At 63.2% G+C, this 20,688-nt stretch carries 13 protein-coding genes and 1 tRNA gene; 1 reads left to right on the top strand and 13 read right to left on the bottom strand.

All coding sequences use genetic code 11. From position 1 onward, the window contains the following. Nucleotides 1-211: 211 nt before the first annotated feature. The 9 genes from CAY53_RS00115 to CAY53_RS00075 form a co-directional block, all read right to left on the bottom strand. The gene (locus CAY53_RS00115; protein WP_181040315.1) at nucleotides 212-1,711 is read right to left on the bottom strand and encodes a TolC family protein; all 1,500 of its coding nucleotides are present in this window, start codon (nucleotides 1,709-1,711) and stop codon (nucleotides 212-214) included. A gap of 44 nt (nucleotides 1,712-1,755) precedes the next feature. Then, nucleotides 1,756-6,237, bottom strand: coding sequence for a lectin-like domain-containing protein (locus CAY53_RS00110; protein WP_181040314.1), 4,482 nt, complete (start codon nucleotides 6,235-6,237; stop codon nucleotides 1,756-1,758). A gap of 239 nt (nucleotides 6,238-6,476) precedes the next feature. After that, entirely contained in the window at nucleotides 6,477-7,280 is an 804-nt protein-coding gene (locus CAY53_RS00105; RefSeq protein ID WP_104935404.1) for a glycosyltransferase family 2 protein, read from the bottom strand. Beyond that, nucleotides 7,277-9,586, bottom strand: coding sequence for a type IV-A pilus assembly ATPase PilB (gene pilB / locus CAY53_RS00100; RefSeq protein ID WP_104935403.1), 2,310 nt, complete (start codon nucleotides 9,584-9,586; stop codon nucleotides 7,277-7,279). Before pilB ends, CAY53_RS00105 begins: the two co-directional genes overlap by 4 nt. Before the next feature lie 277 nt (nucleotides 9,587-9,863). After that, complete coding sequence (locus CAY53_RS00095; protein WP_104935402.1) at nucleotides 9,864-10,820, bottom strand: FAD-dependent thymidylate synthase; 957 nt, start codon at nucleotides 10,818-10,820, stop codon at nucleotides 9,864-9,866. A gap of 62 nt (nucleotides 10,821-10,882) precedes the next feature. Then, a complete protein-coding gene (nifS, locus tag CAY53_RS00090; protein ID WP_104935401.1) occupies nucleotides 10,883-12,064 on the bottom strand; it encodes a cysteine desulfurase NifS in 1,182 nt (393 codons plus the stop codon). Beyond that, complete coding sequence (nifU, locus tag CAY53_RS00085) at nucleotides 12,061-12,900, bottom strand: Fe-S cluster assembly protein NifU (protein WP_104935400.1); 840 nt, start codon at nucleotides 12,898-12,900, stop codon at nucleotides 12,061-12,063. The genes nifS and nifU overlap by 4 nt, the downstream gene beginning before the upstream one ends. A gap of 76 nt (nucleotides 12,901-12,976) precedes the next feature. Next, nucleotides 12,977-14,731: a phosphohexomutase domain-containing protein gene (locus CAY53_RS00080; RefSeq protein ID WP_104935399.1), complete on the bottom strand. Its 1,755-nt coding sequence runs from the start codon at nucleotides 14,729-14,731 to the stop codon at nucleotides 12,977-12,979. Between the two features lie 17 nt (nucleotides 14,732-14,748). Further along, nucleotides 14,749-14,943: a Trm112 family protein gene (locus tag CAY53_RS00075; RefSeq protein ID WP_104935398.1), complete on the bottom strand. Its 195-nt coding sequence runs from the start codon at nucleotides 14,941-14,943 to the stop codon at nucleotides 14,749-14,751. Nucleotides 14,944-15,158: 215 nt separating this feature from the next. On the opposite strand from CAY53_RS00075, the gene CAY53_RS00070 reads away from it, so the two are divergent. Further along, the gene (locus tag CAY53_RS00070) at nucleotides 15,159-16,373 is read left to right on the top strand and encodes a bifunctional 3,4-dihydroxy-2-butanone-4-phosphate synthase/GTP cyclohydrolase II (protein WP_104935397.1); all 1,215 of its coding nucleotides are present in this window, start codon (nucleotides 15,159-15,161) and stop codon (nucleotides 16,371-16,373) included. Between the two features lie 217 nt (nucleotides 16,374-16,590). On the opposite strand, the gene CAY53_RS00065 is transcribed toward CAY53_RS00070, so the two are convergent. The 4 genes from CAY53_RS00065 to dxs all read right to left on the bottom strand — a co-directional run bounded on the left by CAY53_RS00065 (nucleotide 16,591) and on the right by dxs (nucleotide 20,686). Beyond that, nucleotides 16,591-17,292, bottom strand: a complete 702-nt coding sequence (locus CAY53_RS00065) for a lysozyme inhibitor LprI family protein (RefSeq protein ID WP_104935396.1) — start codon at nucleotides 17,290-17,292, stop codon at nucleotides 16,591-16,593. Nucleotides 17,293-17,524: 232 nt separating this feature from the next. Beyond that, nucleotides 17,525-17,611: transfer RNA gene (locus CAY53_RS00060), tRNA-Leu, on the bottom strand. A 65-nt stretch (nucleotides 17,612-17,676) separates the two neighbouring features. Further along, nucleotides 17,677-18,618, bottom strand: a complete 942-nt coding sequence (locus CAY53_RS00055) for a L,D-transpeptidase family protein (protein WP_181040312.1) — start codon at nucleotides 18,616-18,618, stop codon at nucleotides 17,677-17,679. A gap of 160 nt (nucleotides 18,619-18,778) precedes the next feature. Continuing rightward, nucleotides 18,779-20,686: a 1-deoxy-D-xylulose-5-phosphate synthase gene (gene dxs, locus CAY53_RS00050; RefSeq protein ID WP_245874826.1), complete on the bottom strand. Its 1,908-nt coding sequence runs from the start codon at nucleotides 20,684-20,686 to the stop codon at nucleotides 18,779-18,781. Nucleotides 20,687-20,688 lie beyond the last annotated feature (2 nt).

The following is a 20,688-nucleotide window of genomic DNA, read 5'->3' as shown; positions in this document are numbered from 1 at the left end:
TTGCCTTAATTATCTTTTTTTCCCTTCGTGTTGCAATGACAATGTGAGCGTGGGCCGAGGCAGACTTGCATACAGGGCAGCGTGGAAAATACTCAAAGGCCGGCAGCAGGTGTGGCTCAACCCTTGTCTGTCTGCCCGGCTCGGCCTTTGCCACAAAAAAAGGGAGCGGCAGAGCCGCTCCCTCCGTGCAGGCAGACGCTGTTCGCTCAGCTCACTGCACCAGGCTTTCGTTGACCTTCTGCAGGTGCCGCTCGATCCGGCCGGCAAGCTCGGCAACACCGGCCTCGTCCGTCATCTCCTCCATCGGATCCACGCCCAGGCTGTTGTAGACCCGCATCAGCGCGTTCTGTACCTCCGCATAGGCCAGCATGCTCTCCATCTTCGTCGCCGTGGCCTGCAGGTTGGCCCGGATGCGACCATAACCTGCCGTGCCCTCGCGCTTCTTGTCCCGTTGCAGCATGGCGGCCAGATTCCCGCTCACCTCTTCGAGTTCCGAGGCGTCTTCATACTTCTTCAGGGCAATGCCGTAGCGGTTCACCGCCAGATGCACCTGCGCCAGCACCGCCATGGACAGGGCCTGATGCCGGGCCTCGGCCAGCTCGGTCTCGGCCTTGTAGACCCCGTGCCGGCCCAGACCCTGGGCAGCCCCCAGCAGGTTCCAGCTCAACTGGGCGCCGACCTCGCCCCAGCTCTCGTTGTACAGGTACCGGTTGGTGTCGTTGTTCAACTGCCCCCAGAGTTCCGCATGGGGCAGCATCTCCAAAATCGACTTCTTCACCTCGGCCTGACTGATCTTGAGCTTGCTGTCCTCCATGCGCAGCTCCGGACGCATGGCCAGGGCCATGCCCTCCAGCTTGTCCGCATTCGCCGCAATCACCGGCAGCGACTCCCGCACCACCGCCTGCAGATGATACTGGCTGTTCGGCGGCAGGTTCAAAAGCGCGTTCAGATGAATCCGGCCCTGGGCCAGTTGCTCCTGCAGGCCCCGCATGTTGTAGCGGATCTGCAACAACTCCCGCTGCTGGTTCAGGCCCTCCTTCGGATCCACCTTGCCCTTGTGGGCCAGACCCTTGAAGTGCACCAGTGCCTTCTCGCTCTCGGCAGCCAGGGCATCCACTTCGGCCAGCAGCTCCTGGGCGATGTAGGCCCGCCAGTAGGCCTCCTGCACATCCTGGATGATGTTCTGCACCACCTTGCGCCGCTGTTCCTCGGCTATGCCGATCTCCTCTGTCTTCTGGCTCACCGTGAAATAGGTCAGGCCAAAATCGATCATGTCCCAGGAGGCCCTGAGCGTGCTCAGGGTGTGGTCCTTCTCCTGCGAGGTCGAGTACTCCAGGCTGATGTCGCCTGTCAGCAGCGAACGGCTCACCGCACCCGCCTCGTTGCTGCGGGAGGAATAGCCCGCCGAGGCCACCACCGTGGGCAGATACGACATCCGGGCCAGAGTCAGCTGCTCCCGGGCCACCGCGCTTTCCATCAGCTTCACCCGGTGATCCAGGTTGTACTTGATCGCCCGCGCAATGGCCAGGGGCAGGGTCAATTCCCCATGGATCGGCTCCATCGCCGCATCCGCGCCCATCCGTTCGTGGAAGGCCGCGCTCCGCTCCTGGCGCAGGTCCAGGTCCGGCTTCGGGTTCTTCGTGCCGCAGCCGGACAGCAGAAGCACCGCCATGCCCAGAGTCACGCCTGTTCGTTTCATCGTTGCATTCATCTTGTCTCCTTGTCTGTCTCTCTGATTCTCCGAGGATGGACGCATCAGTGCCCGCCATCCATGATTCGACTCAAACGATCCACTTCCCGACCCATGATATCAGCCCGGCTGAGCTGGTTCTGCAGGGTGCGGGACTCGGCAAAAACAGGCAGCAGCCCGCTCGCCCCGTCGCCGCTCAGGGCCGAGCCGCTCACCACATTGTCCAGCAGACGGCCCAGATCCTCCAGCATCCTGCTCTCGATCGGGCTGTGGAAGCCGTTGAAGGGATCCTGGGCCCCACCCAGGGCGTCATAGCGGAGCAGTTCGGCGCCGGGCGTACCCGTGCCGTACCAGCGCTCAACCCGCTCCCAGGTGTGGTTGACGGTGTCGTGGATGTACTGGCTGATCTCCGTGCCCACGAGCTGATCCCCATTGTGGTCGAAATCGAGACCCGTGTCCAGACCAAGCATGCGGGGCGTTTCCGTGCCCTCTGCCCCTGTTCCGGCAAAAGCGGCCTCAGGCCCTGCAGCCGTCTGTCCGCCCGACCAGGGGCCGGCGCCCAGGCCATGGCTGGCCGGGCTGCCGTACAGGATGTGCAGGCCGGTGGAACCAAAGGGCGGCCGTGGGGCAGGTGCAGACGGCGCAGAAGGCACGTGGGGATGCGCAGGGCTTGGCCTGTGCGTCCCGCCGTGTGGCGGCTGCACACTCACGGTCACCGTGGAGGTGGCGGTACCGCCGTGCCCATCGGAGATGGTGTAGGTGATGATGGCCGTGCCGGTGAAGCCAGGGGTCGGGACAAAGTTCAGGGTCCCGTCCGGGTTCACGCCCACCGTGCCCTTGGCAGGATCGACCGTGGCACTGGTCACGCTCAGGGGATCGCCGTCCGGATCGCTGTCATTGCCCAGCACATTGATGTTGTTGATCGGCGTATCCTCCGGAGTCGTGGCCGTATCGGGATTCGCCACCGGCGGATCGTTGACCGGCGTGATGGCGATTTTAAGCTTCGCTGTGGCTGTCTTGCCACCCGGATCCTTTACCGTATAGCTCAGCTCCGGTACCGGGCCACTGTAGTTCAGAGCCGGGGTGAAGGTGTAGCTGCCATTGGCCCGCAGGAGCAGGGTGCCGATCGTCACTCCCGCATTGTTGGTCAGCGTGGTGGGTGTCCCCAAGTTCAAAGAATCAGGAGTGCCGTCGCCATTCGTATCGATGCTTGCACTGCCCACGATCAGGGGCGTGTCGCCGTCGGGATCGCTGTCGTTGTTCAGCACATTGCCGTTGAGCGGCGTGTCCTCCGGGGTTGTGACGATATCGTCCACCGCCACCGGCGGATCGTTGACATCGCGGAAGAGCAGGTCACGGGAATAACTCTGACCATCCGTCAGGGGGACGGCGTTGGAGCCATCGGGGTTCAGGGCGGGCACGCGCCCCAGGTTGAACTGGCCGCTATCCCAGTTTTTATCGTTGACGTCAAAGCCGTCATGCACATTGCCAGCCTCGAAAATATCGAGCAGACCGTCCCCATCCGTATCCGCAGGAGAGGTCAGCGTGGTGGGCTGGCCGTCAGCCCGCTCGGCAATGTCGGCAATACCGTCGTTATCCGAATCCGCATCCAGCACATCCGCCGTGCCGTCGCTGTCCGTATCCACCGGCGTCAAGCCCTGGGAGGCGGCAGCACCGCCGAGATTCGCGTCGTAGGCGTCGTCCAGACCGTCACGATCCACATCATGTCCGGATGGCGGCTTGTATCCCCTGGTCGCCTGGGCCTCGACATTGTCGGTGATGCCGTCGTTGTCCGAGTCGATGTCCAGGCGGTCGGCCTTGCCGTCGCCGTCGCTGTCACGGGAAGCGCACACGCGGATATTGTCCACGTTCAGGTTATTGGGGAGCTGTATTCGCAGGGTGTAGGTGCCGGCGGCAAGCGATTGGCCGTAGGCCTGGGAGAGATACCAGGTGTTCCGGCTGGCCCCGGCCAGATCCACGCTTGTCGTGGAAAAGACGACATTGTTGCTGCTGTCGAGAATGTCGATCTTGACGGTGCCGGAAGCAAGTTCTCGGCGCGAGAACCAGCCGGACACGTCCACCAGACTCTGTTCGCTCAGGGTAAAGGTTTTGGATAGGGTGCCGGTACCACCGAGATCCAGATACTGCAGGCCGTCCTGGGCCACGTCCGGGCCTGAATAATTGTAATGCAGGGTTTCTCCCGGGCTGCCGTCGCCGACCGCGATGACGTTGAAGCCTGCCCCATCGGTCTCAAAACCGTTCAGGCTTGTTCCTCCGGGGTACCAGTTGTTGTGTACATTCTGGCTCTTCGGCGTCTCGAAGGATTCTTTCACCACACATTTGTGCCCCTCGTTGGCATCCAGGATGCCGTCGTTGTCGTCGTCGATATCCTCCACATTGGCCACGCCGTCGCCGTCGCTGTCCCGCTGCAGATGCACCGCCGCCTTGCTGAAGCCGCCCTTGTCATCGCTGACCGTGTAGTAGAAGGCCTCCTGGTCGTTTGTCCCCTGGGCCATGACGACAGACAGTTTGCCGTCATGTTCCAGAGTCACCCTGGTACCGGAAGACAGGGTGATCGTCTGGCCGGGGTTGATCGGGATCGCTGTGGCGCTGTCCCGCTCGTCGTAGATGGCGGTTACATGCAGGGCGGCCTGATCGCCGGGATCGGCGTCCGTATCGTTTTGCACGACATCCACCTGAACCGTTTTGCCTGCCTGGGCGGTGACCGTATCGGCGTGCGCCACCGGCTCCTTGTTGACCAGGGTACCCTTCAGGCTCACCAGTTGCACGCTGTGCTCATTGACTGAGCCTCCGGTGGATGCGGTGAAGCCGAAGTAGACCTCCGTGCCGCCGAAGTAGGCCCTCGGGTCGACCCGCACGCTCATCGTCTTCCCGTCTATCGTGTAGCTCAGCATTTTGCTGTCCGCGTTCCAGGACATGCTGACCGCATGCCACTGGCCGTCCTCCAGCTCCTTGGGCAGTATCTGGATATGGGAGGAAGAGCCGCCTGATTGGACATTCAGATATTTTGTGGCCGGATCGCTCTCGTCGGTGTCCCACACCGAGGTGTGATCTCTGTAGCCATTCTCGTCTTCGCCCTGGTTCCAGTAGGTGTCGAACTCCACGGCAAGACCCTTTTCGATGCCCTGAGCACCGATGCCTTTCCCGGTGCTGCCGGTGGCATGGAGGCCCCTGGGATCCTTGTGCAGCACAAAGGCGATGCCGTCTGCGCCCGCGTCGTTGGACTGGCCTTCGGCACTGAAACAGGCCTTGAATTCCAGGGTAAAGTCCTTTGTCAGGTCGATGAGGATATTGGACATCGCCGAGCCGCTCGTGTGCTTTTCAGCCCGGGTCAGACGGAAGGTATCGGTGTCGACGGCCGCTGCCGTATTACCGCCGGTCCCGTTGTAGGTCATGTGGCGCAGCAGGTCCTGGCCCCCGATCGTTACCTGTGCCAGGGTGCCCTGCCAGTTGCCCACATTCTGTTCGTTGAGCAGGGCGGCGGTCTCGATGGGCCCGGTGGCCACCTCCAGATTCCAGTTGCCGCCGGAAGAGGCGTTGCCGGTATCATCCGTCGAGGCGTTCACATCCGCACCGGAAAGCGCCGCCACCTGGTCGATAAAGGCCTGACCCGCACCGTCCCTGCCCACCTTGCAGCCGTAGAGCAGCAGATCGCCGTCCGCGCTCAGGGATTTGCCCAGACGCTCGAAGAGCCCCGCATGCTCGCCCAGATTGCCCGCGTTGATGCGGTTGCCGCCCAGCATGAGTTCGCCCTCGCTGCCGTGGGAAACCAGGTGCACGGCATCCAGATCATGGCAGTGCTCCAGCACAGCATGCATGTCGTCCAGGGGTTTTTCCCCCAGGGTGACCACCAGCGTGCTGCCGGAAAGGCTGTAGCCGCTCGTGCCCACCGTGCCGGCAGGCCCGGCCTCGCTGCCGCCGCTGATGCCATCAACCAAAGTCTGGTGATCGCGCACCGCGCTGTCCACAAAGACCACCTGGCGGATGCTCTGACCCTCCAGCCCGGCCAGAGGCTCTGCCGTGTCCGCCTCGGTGCCGCTCCGATCATCATGGTCGGCGCTGCCGGTGGCTGTTGCCTCCGTGGCTGCCGCGGCTGTTTCCTCGTCCTCGGCATCCGGCGGTGCGGCGCCGGCATCATGAGAGGCGGCCGTCGTGTTCGCAGCGGAGTTTCCGTTTGTCGCAGCGGCGGGCGAAGTCCCGGCAGCGCTTCCCGCCTCCTCCTGACCGCTCACCGCAGGCGCGGCGGCAGCGTCGTCACTGCTGCCTTGCCCCTCGCCTGCCGCCGTCTCCTGGGCGCCCGCCTCGGCAGGCTCGGCCGCGGGCTGGCTTGCCGCACCGTTTTCCGGACTTGCCGTCTCCTGGGCCGCGCTACTGTCCTGGGGCACCAGAGCCTCTGCCGCTGCGGCATCGGCCACCACTTCCGCTCCTGCACCGTCGTAGAGCATACGGGGTTCCAGGGCCATCAACAGACTCGGGCGTTTGCCCGCAAGGGTGGAACGACGAGGGGATTTTTGCTGGGCGCTCATGGGCATTTCTCCTGCACATCTGCGTAAATTGTCGTAACGGCGCCGCTTTTTCCTCAGGCCCGGCGCAGTGGAAAACAAAGTGAATTTTTATCCGCATTATCATCTTTCGCCCCCAGGATTGCAATGACAATGTGAAGCTGCGGCACCTGTCCGCGGTGACATTTCACGCCTGGCAGCGGGCGGGAAGTGCAATCGGACAAAAAAAGGGCCGGCAGCGACGCCGGCCCTTTCCGCCCGATTCAGGATCTGCGCAGGGGTGGGGAAGGGGGCGGCTCCCACTGCCCCTGCCGTTTCGCCTGCATTTCATAGAGCTTGGCATACTTGAACAGGGTGCTTTCAAAACTGCTGAAGGCAATCATGAAGCCCGGCCAGCCGTCCAGGAAGCCGCGTTTCATGAGGTACATGTGCAGAAAGGCCCAGAGGGCATGGCCGAATGCCCGGCCCATGGAGCCGTGTTGGCCGTTCATGTCGAGCTTTCTGGCGCCAAGGGAAGAGTAGCGGTCGGCCTTGCGCATCAGCTCGGCCAGATCGGCAAAGGGCAGTTGCCAGATGGCCTCTTTGAGGTAGCCCACCGGCTTTGGGCTGACAATGCGGAACTCCTCGTGCACCGGATCGCCGTCCTTGAACACCAGAGCGCCCTTTCTGAAGAGCTGGGGCTGGCGGTAATCCGGATAGTAGCCGCTGTGGCAGATCCAGCGGCCCATGAAAAAATTCCGGCGGGGCACATAGTAGGCGTCGGCCTGCGGGTTTTCCAGGCAGGCCAGGATTTCATCCCGGGCCGCCGGCGTGCAGCGCTCGTCCGAATCCAGGGAAAAGATCCAGTCGTGCGTGCAGGCGGCCATGGCCTGGTTGCGCAGGTCGCCAAAGCTGGTGAAGGTCACCTGGACGATCCGGGCCCCCAGGCGCCCGGCGATTTCCGTGGTGCCGTCTTCGCTGTGGGAGTCCACCACCACAATCTCATCCGCCCACAGAACCGAGTTGATCGCGGCCTCGATTTTGTCCGCGATATTGTAGGCGATAATGTATGCCGAAATCTGGTTCATGCTTGGGGCGCGCCGGGATGGGGCATCTGGGTCGGCATGGCCGGGCCGGGATGGGCCATCCCGGGTGCGGGCGCGGCCGCCGCGCCGCGGCTGGCCGCAATCTGGGCGTCCGCGATCTGCACCATCAGCTTGTCGGTCTTGTTGATGCGGTCGCTCAGGCTGCGGAAGAGCGGCTTGGCAATGTCCGGGTATTTTTCGATAATTTCCCAGAGCTTGTTGCCGGGGAAGCGCTTGACGCTGCAGCGGCCCATGGAGCGCACGGTCGCGGTGCGCGGCTGTTCCAGAATGGCCGCCATTTCCCCGAAGTACTCGCCGGGTTCGGTGATGGCCGCAATCTTTTTATTGGAGCGGAGCACGGAGAGCTTGCCCCGGATCAGGCGGAAAAAGTCGGTATCATTGTTGCCTTCCTGGATGATGATGTCCCCGTCCTTGTACTCTTCGGTGTCCGGATTGACCAGATAGGGCGGCAGGGTCTCCTCGTGGGCCACGGTGCGCTTGAGCACCTCTTCCAGGCTGGTGATGCCCTCCCGGGCTTTTTGCAGGGCCGCCTCGCGCAGGGTGTACATGCCGGCCTGGGCAGCCACCTTGCGCAGTTGCTCCTCGGAAACCTGCGCCTGAATGGCTGCCGCCACATCCTGGGTCACCTCCATCAGCTCGAAGAAGCCGACCCGGCCCTTGTAGCCGCGGCCGTTGCACTTGGGGCAGCCCTTGGCCTTGTACAACTGGAGATCCCGCAGCTCGCTTTCCTTGAAGCCGGCGGCGAGCAGGGTCTCGTCGTCATAGACGGCGGGCGTCTTGCAGTACTTGCAGAGCCGCCGGCCCAGGCGCTGGGCCAGCACCATGGTGAGGGAGGAGGCCAGAATATAGGCGGGCACGCCGATGTCCACCATACGGCTGACCGTGGCCGGCGCGTCGTTGGTGTGCAGGGTGGAGAAGACCAGATGGCCGGTCATGGCCGCCTTCATGGCGATTTCCGCGGTTTCGATGTCGCGGATCTCGCCCACCATGATGATGTCCGGGTCCTGCCGGAGAAAGGCCTTCATGGCCGCGGCAAAGGTCATGCCCACTTCGGTGTTGACGTTGACCTGGTTGATGCCCTTGAAGTTGAACTCCACCGGGTCTTCCGCGGTCAGAATCTTGATGTCCTCGGTGTTGAGGGAGTTGAGGGCCGAATACAGGGTGACGGTCTTGCCGGAACCGGTCGGCCCGGTGACCAGCAGCAGCCCCTGGGGCCGCTTGAGACAGCGCTTCAGGGAGGCAAAGGTGTCCGGAGTGAAGCCCAGTTGGGTCAGGTCAACGTTCAGCGAGCCCTTGTCCAGGATACGGAGCACAATGCCTTCGCCGTGCAGGAGCGGCAGGGTGGAAACACGAAAATCCACCGCCTTGTTGCGGCCCACACGGATCTGGATGCGGCCATCCTGCGGCACGCGGCGTTCGGTGATGTTCAGCCCGGCCAGGATCTTCAGGCGCGCGGCCAGGGCGTTTTTGATGTTGAGCGGCAGGTTCATGGACTTGTAGAGCGAACCGTCCTTGCGGTAGCGCACCTGCATGGTCTTTTCGAAGGGCTCGATATGAATGTCGCTCACCCCGCTCTGCACGGCCTGCACCAGAATGCCGTTGACCAGCTTGATGATGGGCGCGTCGGTGGCCGAAAACTGCTCGGCTATGCTGCTCTCGGCCGCCTCGTCCGGGCCGATCTCGAATTCCTCGGCCGCATCGGCGACCAGGGAGCCGAAGTCGTCCACCTCCAGCATGCTGGGCGCGTCCTCGTGGCCCGCTTCCTCGTCCAGTCCGAAGAAGTGTTCATACTCCTCATTGCTGATGCCGTAATATTTTTTGTAGGCATCGATGACCGAGCGGTAGCTCGAAACCCCCACCTGCAGGTTGGTGCGCAGCCTGTCCTGCAGCTCCTCGACGCCCGCGGTGTCGGTAGGCTCCACCATCGTGATCTGCATGCCGTTGGCAAAGACCTTGATGGGGAAGGCCAGGTAGTCCCGGGCTATGTCGAAGGGCAGCTTTTTCAGCGCCTCCTGGCTGGGCTCTTCACTCCCCAGATCGATGGGGGTGAAGTTGTGCATGCGGCTCAGAAAGTTGGGGATGGTATCTTCCTCGATGACCCCGTTCTCCAGAAGAATCCTGCTGAGGGGCATGCCGCTGCGGCGGCTCAGGGTTTTGGCCTGCTCGAATTGCTGGGAGTTGATATAGCCTGCCTTGCTCAGCAGTTCGCCAATCTTCTGCTTGCTGGCGCCTGACTGATCCTTGACCGTTCTCTTGGTCGAGGTGCGCATTTCTGTCGGTTTAGCCATGGGGTGCCGTCACGGTGGAGAAAAAAAGGAATGACCCTGCATCGTCTTCATGCATGGGGCATATTGTACATAAAAAGGGGATAGGGGTCAAAAAAGAAGGCATCTTTTTGGCACTCTATATGTAATTTACTGGATTTATTATATTTTTTAGTTGATCTGCCGATAATTGGACAGTTTGACTCCAAAAAACACCGATATTGTGTTTCACTGGGCGCTCCTTGGTGCGTTCAGAAAAGCTGCCGGCTCGAAGGAGAAAGCTGAAGGTATGACCCGACTTTTACTGGCTCCGGTGTTCTGCTGCGGTAAAGAGCGTCGGGTAGCGCCGCGCCAGCTCCCGGGCCAGGGGTATTGTGACCTCGCGCATACTGGGATCCGCGGCCTGCGAGGTGCGTAGGGCCAGCATGTGCCGCCACTGGCCCAGATTGGCGGAGACGATGATCTCGGTCTTGCAGGAGTTGGGCAGGACCGAACGTGCCGCCTGGGGGGAGGCGCTTGCCAGCAGTTTGAGGTAGATGCGCTCGCAGTGGGCCATGGCCTCCTGCCAGAGCAGGAATTCGGGACTGCCCTCCGGGAAGAAGAGCGGCCGGATAAAGGCCACCTCGCCGCCGAAGCGCTCGCTGTTGTAGCGGCAGTAGCGCTGACTCTCCTGCAGAAAGGAGCAGCGCCGGTGCCGCACCAGCTCGTGGCTCACGGCCCGGTTGACCACAAAACGCACGGCCAGAAAGCGGTGCTCGGCCAGGAGCGCCGGGGGCAGCTCCTCCACCGCGGCAAGCGGCAGTTTGCGGATCTCGATGTCCGCATCCGCCTGGGCCGCAGCCGGGACCACATCCGCGAAGAACAGCGGATGCCGCGCCAGCAGAAAGGCGCCAAGCGCGTCGCGCAGGGCGTCCTGTTCCCCCTGCAGAAAGTCCCGGAGGGCGCGGATGGAGCCGGTCAGCAGCAGCCGCGTTTTGTCCGGCCCTGGCAGGCTGATCTGCAGGAATCTGGGCTGGCGGGCAAAAAGGGCGGCCAGTTGCGCCTCGTCCCGCAGCCGGATGTCCAGGCTGAGCATGGCCATTTCAAAGACCGAGCTGTGCTGGCGCTGGAGCATCCTGCGCACAAAGGGCCCGGCCGAATGGGCATCGATGCTGGCCTCGCTCTTGTAGCAGACCCGGCCGCAGTACTCCACGCGCGCCGCCAGGCTCTGCCGGTCCAGATTGTCCAGGATGGTAAAGGAAGGATCAAGGATACGCATGTCTCACCCTGCAAAAAAGAAAGGGCCGCCCCACAGGGCGGCCCTGAAGGGCTTTCCCCGAATCACCGGTTCAGATCGGCCCAGAAGGGGGAAAGTTCCCGCAACTCGGCAATGATGCCGGGGACGACCTCCAGCACCCTGTCCACCTCGGCCTCGGTATTGTAGCCGGACAGGCTGAAGCGGATGGAGCCGTGCGCCGCGGTAAAAGGGACGCCCATGGCGCGCAGCACATGGGAGGGCTCCAGGGAGCCCGAGGTGCAGGCCGAACCCGAAGAGGCGCAGATGCGGTGCCGGTTCAGATGCAGCAGGATGGCCTCGCCTTCCACATATTCGAAGCTGATATTGCAGGTGCCGGGCAGACGCCGGGTCTTGTGGCCGTTCAGCAGGGCCTTCGGCACCCGCGCCAGCAGGCCGTTCTCCAGCCTGTCCCGCAGCGCCCGCACCTTCCTGGTTTCTTCCGGCATGTTTTGGGCCGCCAGTTCGCAGGCCCTGCCCAGAGCCGCGATGGCGGCCACGTTTTCCGTGCCTGCCCGGCGGCCGCGCTCCTGATGGCCGCCGTTCAGAAAGGGCATGAAGGGCGCGCCCCTGCGGACGAAGAGAAAGCCCACGCCCTTGGGCGCATGCAGCTTGTGGCCCGAGCAGGAGAGAAAGTCGATGGCCGAATCGTCCAGGCGCATGGGCACCTTGCCGGTGGCCTGGACCGCGTCGGTATGGAAGAGAATGCCGCGCTCCCTGGCCATCACCGCCATCTCTTCCACCGGAAAGAGCACGCCGGTTTCGTTGTTGGCCCACATCACGCTGACCAGGGCGGTGTCGTCCGTCAGGCTGTCCTGGTACTGCTGCATGTCCAGGAGGCCTTCCCGGTCCACCGGCAGGGCGGTGACGCGGTATTTGCGGCCGCTCAGGTTTTCGAGGTTCGCACACAGATTCTTGACCGCAGGGTGCTCGACCCGGGTGGTGATGATGTGGGTTTTGCCGGGCTGGCGCTGCAGGGCCGAAAAGATGGCCGTGGAATCGCTTTCCGTGCCGCAACTGGTGAACACGATCTCGTCCGGCTGGGCGCCGACCAGGGCCGCCGCCTGCTCCCGGGCCTTTTTGAGGGCCGCGGCCGGGCCGGTTGCGAAATCGTACATGGAGGACGGATTGCCGTACATCTCCTTCAGATAGGGCAGCATGGCCTCCAGCACCTCGGGCGCGACCGCGGTGGTGGCGTTGTTGTCCATGTAGATAAGCTGCCCGCTCATGCCCGCTCCTCCTCGACGACCAATGTATCCAGCACCTGCTCGCGCAGGCGCTTTTCCACATAGTCTTTCAGGGTGGCAGAGGCGGCGTGGCAGCCCACACAGGCGCCGCGCAGGGCCACCGTGACCCTGTCGCCGTCCACGTCGATCAGTTGAATGTCGCCGTGGTCTCTCTTCAGGGTGGGCCGGATCTCCTGTTCGATGACCGCTTCGATTTTCCTGATTTTTTCCAGCGAGGTCATGCGCCTGCTCCTGGGGGGCGCGGTCCTGGCCGCCTCGCTGTGCAATTCCCGGTCCAGAATCTCCTGCAGCCGCTCGTGGCACCGGCCGCAGCCGCCGCCGGCCTTGGTGAAGTGGGTGATGTCCTCGATGCTTTTCAGGTCGTTTTCCCGGATGGCGCGGATGATTTCAAGGTCGGTCACGCCGAAGCACTCGCAGACGATCTGGCCCTGGGCCATAGGCAGGGTCACGCCCCGGTAGTCGGCAATGGCCGCTTCCAGCGCTTCCCGGCCCATGACCGAGCAGTGCATCTTTTCCTTGGGCAGACCGCCCAGGGCGCGGGCGATGTCGTCGTTGCTCAGCTTTTCCGCGTCTTCCAGCTTCATCCCGATGATCATTTCGGTCAGCATGGAGGAGGAGGCGATGGCCGAGGCGCAGCCAAAGGTTTTGAATTTCGCGTCCGTGATCACCTCCGTCGCCCTGTCCACCTTGATGGTCAGGCGGAGCGCGTCGCCGCAGGAAATGGAGCCGACGTTGCCGACGCCGTCCGGATTTTCAATTTCACCCACGTTTTTGGGGTGGATGAAGTGCTCTTTCACCGCATCTGTATAGTCCCACATAAGGTTTCACCTTGTTTTGGGTAAACATGACCGGAGTGCCGGATGCAAATCCCGGCCTGCCGATGTTGGCCCTACCTTATGGCAGAAGGCCGGTTTCGGCAAGGAGCGATTTGGCGGTTTCGACCAGTTGGCCGCAACCTTCCGGATTGCGCGCCTCCACATAGAAACGCACCTTGGGTTCCGTGCCGGATGGCCGGATCATGATCCAGGAATCGTCGTCCAGAATCAGCTTGCGGCCATCGATGGCAATGACCCGCTTGACTGTGTGCGCTCTGCCGCCCACCTCCAGCGTGGCGCCCACATCGTAGCGGGCCAGTTTGTTTAAAGCCGCCAGCAGCGTTTCGCCCTGCTGCGAGACGAGCGCGCTGTCCTTGGCCGGATAGTAATAGCCGTACCTCTCCTCGATTTCATGGAGATAGGCGCCCAGGGGCTTCTTGAGGGTCAGGGTCATGTCCAGGGCCAGCATCAGGCCGATGAAGGCGTCCTTTTCCGGGGTATGGCCAATGACGGTGATGCCGTCGGATTCCTCGAAGCAGACCAGCGCCCTGCCGATGACCGGCTTGAATTCCTTGAAGCCGACCCGGGGTTCAAAAAGCTCTTCGCCAAAGCCCGCGGCCAAAGCGTTGGCCAGATTGCTCGTGGCAACCGTCTTGGCCGCCATGCCGCGTTTGCCCTTGTGCTCGTGCAGGTAGTGGTAGGCCATGGCGCCGAACTGGTTCATGGAAATTTCCACATGGCCGTCCGTAAAGCGGATGCGGTCGCCGTCCGGATCGATGATGGCGCCCAGCCTGAGCGGCTGTCCGGCCGCCTGCAGTTCGGCCATGACGGGCCGCAGGTTGGCGGAGGAGGGCTCCGGCGCGATGCCGCCAAAGGTCGGGTCGGCCGTGTGCCGCAGGATTTTCAGATGACCGGCGTCCGGATTGCCCAAAAGAGCGGCCAGCATGTCGCGGGACGCGCCGTGCACCGGGTCCAGGCAGACAAAGATGTCGTCACGCGCGGCAAAATCCTGCACAAGCTGGTCATAGTCCAGACCGTGACGCCTTTTGCCCTCGCGGACGAGCCGCTGCCAACTGGCCAGCGCGTCCTCGTGGTTCACGTCGGGCAGTTGGTCCAGCGGCTTTTGCAGGTCGAGGTCCGGGGGCAGGAGGGGGACGCTCTGCCGGCCCATGCAGTCCCGCGCCGTGCGGGTGATGTGTTCGGTCAGGATGGGCGCGGCCGGGCCGGCATCCGCGGCATTGTACTTGAAGCCGCCGTACTCCAGCGGGTTGTGGCTGGGGGTGAGATTGATGGAGAAGGCCGCGTGCCTGACCAGGACCGAGGCGGAGAGCGCGCCGGTGGTGGCTTCGCCCGCATACAGGATCCGGACGCCGTTTGCGGCCAGCACATTGGCCACCGCCAGCGCCAGCATCGGCCCGCCAAAGCGGTTGTCAAAGCCCAGCACACAGCCCCGCTCCCGCATTTCGGCGAAACTGGCCACACCCAGGGCGCCGGCCAGCTCCCCATCCTGTTCGGCCTTTTTGTAGAGGCTCAGGATGGCGGCCGTGACCACGGCCACGGAGCGGACGAAGAGTTCCTTGCCGAGCAGTCCCCGCCAGCCGGAGGTGCCGAAGGACACGGGCTTCAGGGGCTGTCCCGCACGGTTTCTGATCTCGTCGGCCACGAGCGCGTACACCTCGTCAATGGCCTGCTGCCAGGCGGCGCGTTCGCTGCCCTTAGCCTGATCGCGGCCGGCCACCAGGGCCTTTATCGCCTCGAAGTAGCGGCTCTGGGCATGGTCGCCGGGAACGATGAAGGGGGTGATCTTTGCGGCAATGCTTTCGGTGGTCGGCATAATCGGCTCCTTTGGGCTTAATTTTCGGACCTGAGGTCCAGCGGCCGGGCCTCTTCCACGAGCAGCACCGGCAGCATGACACCGCCGTGCGCATGCAGCGGAAAGGCCAGCTTGCAGCTCCGGCAGACCAGGGCCTGCCGTGCTTCGTCCGCCTCGACCGGGCCCTTGCAGGCCGGGCAGGCGAGAATTTCCACGAGTTCGGGGGCAATCATGTTTTCACGTCCGTTGGGGGCTTGGTTGGCAAAGGACCATCCTGGCGAAAGGTCATCATAGTATCCCTGCCGGCCAAAACAGTAAAGAGGAAGCGTGGGGTTCCGGGCCCTGCCGCCGGTTGACAGAAGCCGGGCGGTTTTCTATTTTGCAGAAAAAATTTCGGTTTGCTTGTTCCCCAAAAATTCAAGGCCCCTGTGGGCGGAAAGGACGCATCATGGCACTGTGCAGCGTGGAAGAGGCCCTGGCTGACATCAGGCAGGGCAGGATGATCATTCTGGTGGACGACGAGGAACGGGAAAACGAGGGCGATCTGACCATGGCCGCCCAGTTCGTGAGCCCCGAGGCCATCAACTTCATGGCAAAATACGGCCGCGGCCTCATCTGCCTGCCCATGGCTCCGGCCCTGATCGATCAGCTCCGCCTGCCGCTCATGGCCCAGCGGAACGGCTCGCGCTTCGGCACCAACTTCACCATTTCGATCGAGGCGCGGGAGGGCGTGACCACGGGCATTTCCGCGGCGGATCGCGCCGCCACCATCCGGGCTGCCGTGGCCGATGGGGCCAGGCCCGAAGATCTGGTGACACCGGGACACGTGTTCCCGCTCCGTGCCCGGGGCGGCGGCGTGCTCTCCCGCACCGGCCAGACCGAGGGCAGTGTGGATCTGGCCAGGCTGGCCGGCCTGAAACCGGCGGCGGTCATCTGCGAGATCATGAAGGACGACGGCAGCATGGCCCGGATGGTCGATCTGGAGCTTTTTGCCGAAGAACATGGCCTGAAGATCGCCGCGGTCAGGGACATCATCCGCTACCGGCTGGACCGGGGGCAGGTGAGCGTGCGCCGTGTGGCCGAGGCCCATTTGCCGACCCGCTTCGGCGATTTCAGGGTCATTGCCTATGAGAGCGACATCGAGACAGGCACGCATCTGGCCCTCATCAAGGGCGAGCTTGCCGGGCCGGAGCCTGTCCTCACCCGCATCCACAGCGAATGCCTGACCGGTGACGCGCTGGGCTCCTTGCGCTGCGACTGCGGCGGTCAACTGGGCGCTGCACTCCGGCAGATAGAGCAGGCCGGCCGGGGCGCGCTCCTCTACATGCGCCAGGAGGGCCGGGGCATTGGCCTGGCCAACAAGATCCGGGCCTACGCCCTGCAGGATCAGGGCTACGATACGGTGGAAGCCAACGTCAAGCTGGGCTTTGCGCCCGATCTGCGGGATTACGGCACCGGCGCCCAGATGCTGGTGGATCTGGGCATCCACCAGGTGCGGCTGTTGACCAACAACCCCAAGAAGGTGGTGGGACTTTCCGGTTATGGCATAGAAATTGTCGAGCGCGTGCCGATCGAGATGCAGGCCTGCCCGGAGAACGAGGGCTACCTGCGGGTGAAGGCCTTGAAAATGGGCCACAAGCTCTCCTGCTCCCATCTGCGCTGAAAAATCCGCCGCTGCCCGGAGCGCCGCTCCCCTGGGGAGCGGCGCGGTGTTCGTGCGGATGCCTGGGCCTGCATGCAGAAAGCGTGTTCACCCCGAAGCCCGGCCTGTTGTCTGTAGGCGCCGGGCTTCTGTTTGCCGGGCCAAGTATTGGCCCCTATCGTTGCCTGATCCGGCAACGGCTTCAGGGCGAAGCGTTCGATTGCACGGCAATCAGGCCCTACTTCTGGGGATAGTCGCCGGAAAAGCTCAGCGCCTTGTCGCAGAGTTTCTGCGTCGTTCCGGCTTCGATATGGGCCTCGCCCTGGGTGAAGAGGATGCGGAAGCCGTCGCTGCCGCCGCCAGTGGAGGGGGTGGAAGCGGTCAGGCTGGGCTCGTCGTTCTCGTCCCGCTGCATCAGGATCCAGCCACGGCCCGGTTTGGGAGCGCTCCTGTACCAGCAGGAGGCGAGTTCGTCCCCGCTGCCCACATCCATGCGGATGGAGACGGCCCGGTCGTCCGCATTCATCAGCACCTTGAAGGCAACCGGTTTTTTGGCGTCCGGACTCAGGTATTCGCCGGTGATGCGCGGATGCACAGGCGCTGAGACCAGCTCGGCCACTTCGTCCGCCTGATTCAGGGTGGCCTGGGTGAAGGCGGCAGCCGCCGGCATGGAGGCGGCCAGCTCATTGGCGCTGGCGTTGCGGCCCATGCTCACCCAGTTGCGCTGCTCTGCCAGCAGACTTTTGAAGGTGGCGGCTGGCAGCCGTTTTTTCGCAAGCTGCCAGCTTCGCTCCAACAGGGCGTCGGCAGCCTTGTAGGCCGGGTCGGTGTCGATAAGCTGCCGGTGCAGCTTGTCGGTCATTTTGAGTTCTTCTGCGAAAACGGGCGCTGCGGCGAGCAGGCAGGCCACAGCCAGGGCGCTGAAACGAAACAGAGACATATGGGACTCCTTTGATTGTTGGGATGAGGCGCTCTGCGCCAAGCTCCACGGCGCAGGATACGCAAATATACTCCAGTCACTGGACAGGGCAAAGGCACAGACAGGCGCTGCCCCGGGGCAGGTGAAAATGAAAGGCGGCTCTCGCTGGCGAGAGCGGGCAGGTAAGGAAAAACCCCGAAAAACAGAAGCTTTCCGGGGTACAAGCAGCGACAGAGGCTGCAGCGTATCAGATTGGTGCCGAAGAGAAGACTCGAACTTCCACTGGGGAACCCCAACTAGACCCTGAACCTAGCGCGTCTACCAATTCCGCCACTTCGGCACTGCGGCGGCCAATATGCTGTATTCGGGCGGCCTTGTCAAGACTTTCTTTTGCAAAGTGGCCGCTTAGGGAAGCACCTGCAGATCGTGGCCGATACTCACCATATTGGCAGGGGGCGCCAGGGCATTCCGGCCGGCACGACCCGGAGAAAAGGCATAATGCCGGTTCTGCACGGTGACCAGCGGCGGCACGTGGGTCAGTTCAAAGAGCGTGTAGCCGTGCAGGATGTTGCGCCAGAAGGCAAAGTGGGGCGAATGGGCGTGGCGCTGCAGGTTGGCGGGCGTCATGCGGAAAGGGAAGATATGCAGGTGGAAGGCGGGCTGGCCGGCATTGAGCGCCCGGTCGGCAATGGTGTAGATCTCTTCGATAATCCGGTCGGTCATGGCGAAGCAGCCGATGGATTCCCGCTTGCCGTGAATCATGATCAGGCCGCCGGAGGCATTGTGCTCCAGGTCGTACTGATTGGGATAGCCCACGTTGAAGGCCAGGTGAAAATTGCTCCACGGATTCATGTGCTGCGGGCTGACCGCATAGAAGCCTTCGGGCGCCTGCTGGTCGCCTTCTTCCAATTTGGGGCCCAGTCCGCCCGAGAAATAGGCGATGGGGTACTTTCTGAAGAGATAGTAGCGTTCGCCACGCTGGACCCAGAGTTCCAGCTCGTGGCTTTCCTTGAAGATGCGGATGAAGATCGGCGCTCCCAGCGCCAGGCCCGATTTCTGGAATTCGCCCTGAAGGCGCAGGGACTGGCTCTGACCGACCGCGATCGACAGCTCGCTCTGCGGCGTGCTGGAGTGGGCAAGGAGCGGCCGCTGTTCTTCACTGCGTTCGGGCAGGCGGGAATAGAGCGGGGACAGCGAGCCTGCGCTGCCGTTGTTGCGGGTCTGGGGCCGCTCCTGCCGGGCGCAGCCGGTGAAGGCCAGGGCCAGCAGCAACAGGGTCAAAAGCCAAAGGCCGCTGCGACGCCGGCCGTCAGGACGAGAGAAGCGGAACAGGGATGCGGGCAACATGGGGGCCTGGGTGCTGGTTTGCGAAAGAAAATCAGTAATCCTCGAAAGCTACCCTATATATGCGCCGCCCGGGACAGGTCTGTCCAGCAAAAAATGCGGTTTTTCTTGCAGCGCTTTTTTTTGTTGGCCCCTGCCCCCTTTTTCAGGGGCTTTGGTCCTTTCAACGCTTCAAGAAGGCCAGGGCGCTCTGCTCTATTCCTCCGCTGTCGATGCCGGCCTCGCGCCAGAGAGTGGCCTGCGGCCCCTGCTCGATAAAGGCGTCCTGATAGCCGAGGGTTCTGACCGGCACATACAGGCCATGCCGCTGCAGGCACTGCATGACGGCGCTGCCGAAGCCGCCGGCGATGCAGCCGTCTTCAACGGTCAGCACTCTGCCGGTTTTCCGGGCCCAGGCGCAGATCAGCCCCTCATCCAAAGGCTTCAGAAAACGGGGATTGATGACCGCTGCCTGGATGCCCGCCCTGGCCAGTCTGTCCGCCGCCGCCAGTGCCGGATGCACCCGGTTGCCGGCCGGCAGCAGCAGCAGATCGCTTCCTGCCCTGAGCAGTTCGCCCCTGCCCACGGGCAGGGCCTTCAGTTCGGCATCCAGCGCCACCCCGCAGCCTGCACCGCGCGGATAGCGCAATACCGCCGGGCTGCCCAGATTGAGCGCGGTGTAGAGCATGTGCTGCAGCTCGTTTTCGTCCGCAGGCATCATCAGGGTCAGATTCGGAACGGGGCGCAGGCAGGCCAGATCAAAGACGCCGTGGTGGGTGGGACCGTCCTCGCCGACCACGCCGCTCCTGTCCAGGGCAATGGTCACCGGCAGATTGGGCAGACAGACGTCGTGGATGAGCTGATCCATGGCCCGTTGCATGAAGGAGGAATACACGGCCAGACAGGGCCGCATGCCGGCCAGTGCGAGCCCGGCGGCAAAGGTGGTGGCATGCTGCTCGGCAATGCCCACATCGAAGAACCGCTCGGGAAAGGCCGCAGCAAAGGGCGCGAGCCCGGTGCCGTCCGGCATGGCGGCGGTGATGCCCACGATGCATGGGTTCGTTTCGGCGATGCGGCAGAGGGTCTGGCCAAAGATTTTGGTGTAGGAAGGCGCGGCCTCCGGCTGTGCCCTGGGTTTGCCGCTGGCGATGTCGAAGCTGCCGACGCCGTGGTAGCTGCCGGGCTGGCGCTCCGCATGCACATAGCCCTTGCCCTTGGTGGTGATCACGTGCACCAGCACCGGCCCGTGGTTGTGGTCGCGCACGTTCGTGAGCGTGGGGATCAGATCTTCCAGCTGGTGGCCGGAAATAGGCCCCACGTACTTGAATTTCAGGGCTTCGAAGAGCATGCCCGGCGTGAAAAAGGCCTTGGTGCACTCCTCGCTCTTCCGAAGCAGGGCCAGAATGTTTTCGCCCACGGTGGACAGGGCCAGCAGGCGCTCCTCCACGTGGTCGCGCAGCCGGCGGACGGTTTTGCCGGTCATGCGGCGGCTCATGAAGCTCGAGAGCGCGCCCACGTTTTCCGAGATGGACATTTCATTGTCGTTCAAAACGACGATCAGGTCTTCGTCCATGCCGCCCGCATGGTTCAGCGCCTCGAAGGCCATGCCCGCGGTCATGGCGCCGTCGCCGATGACCGCCACCACCTTGCGCCTGTTTTTCCGGATGCGGTCCGCAGCGGCCAGTCCGGCGCCAAAGGAAATGGAGGTGGAGCTGTGGCCGGTTTCGATGGTGTCGTATTCGCTCTCCACCCGTTTGGGAAAACCGGAGATGCCCCCGTATTGCCGCAGGGTATGAAAGCGGGCGAGCCGGCCTGTGAGCAGCTTGTGGGCATAGGCCTGATGGCCCACATCCCAGATGAGTTTGTCCTTTGGCGTATCGAAGACGTAGTGCAGGGCCAGGGTCAGTTCGACCACCCCCAGACTCGGCGCCAGATGGCCGCCGGTTTCGGCAACCGTTTCGATGATGCTTTCCCTGAGTTCCTCGGCCAGGTCTTCCAGATCGGCAAGCGCCAGCTCACGCAGATCCTGGGGCGAGCCGATGCCGGCCAGCAGTTTTTTCCGGACCAGCGGTTCCTTGTCCACCAGCAGCACGA

The organism is Desulfobulbus oralis (assembly GCF_002952055.1).
GTDB lineage: Bacteria > Desulfobacterota > Desulfobulbia > Desulfobulbales > Desulfobulbaceae > Desulfobulbus > Desulfobulbus oralis.
The sequence above is the reverse complement of the archived record's forward strand: the minus strand, read 5'-3'. Positions and strand labels throughout refer to the sequence as shown.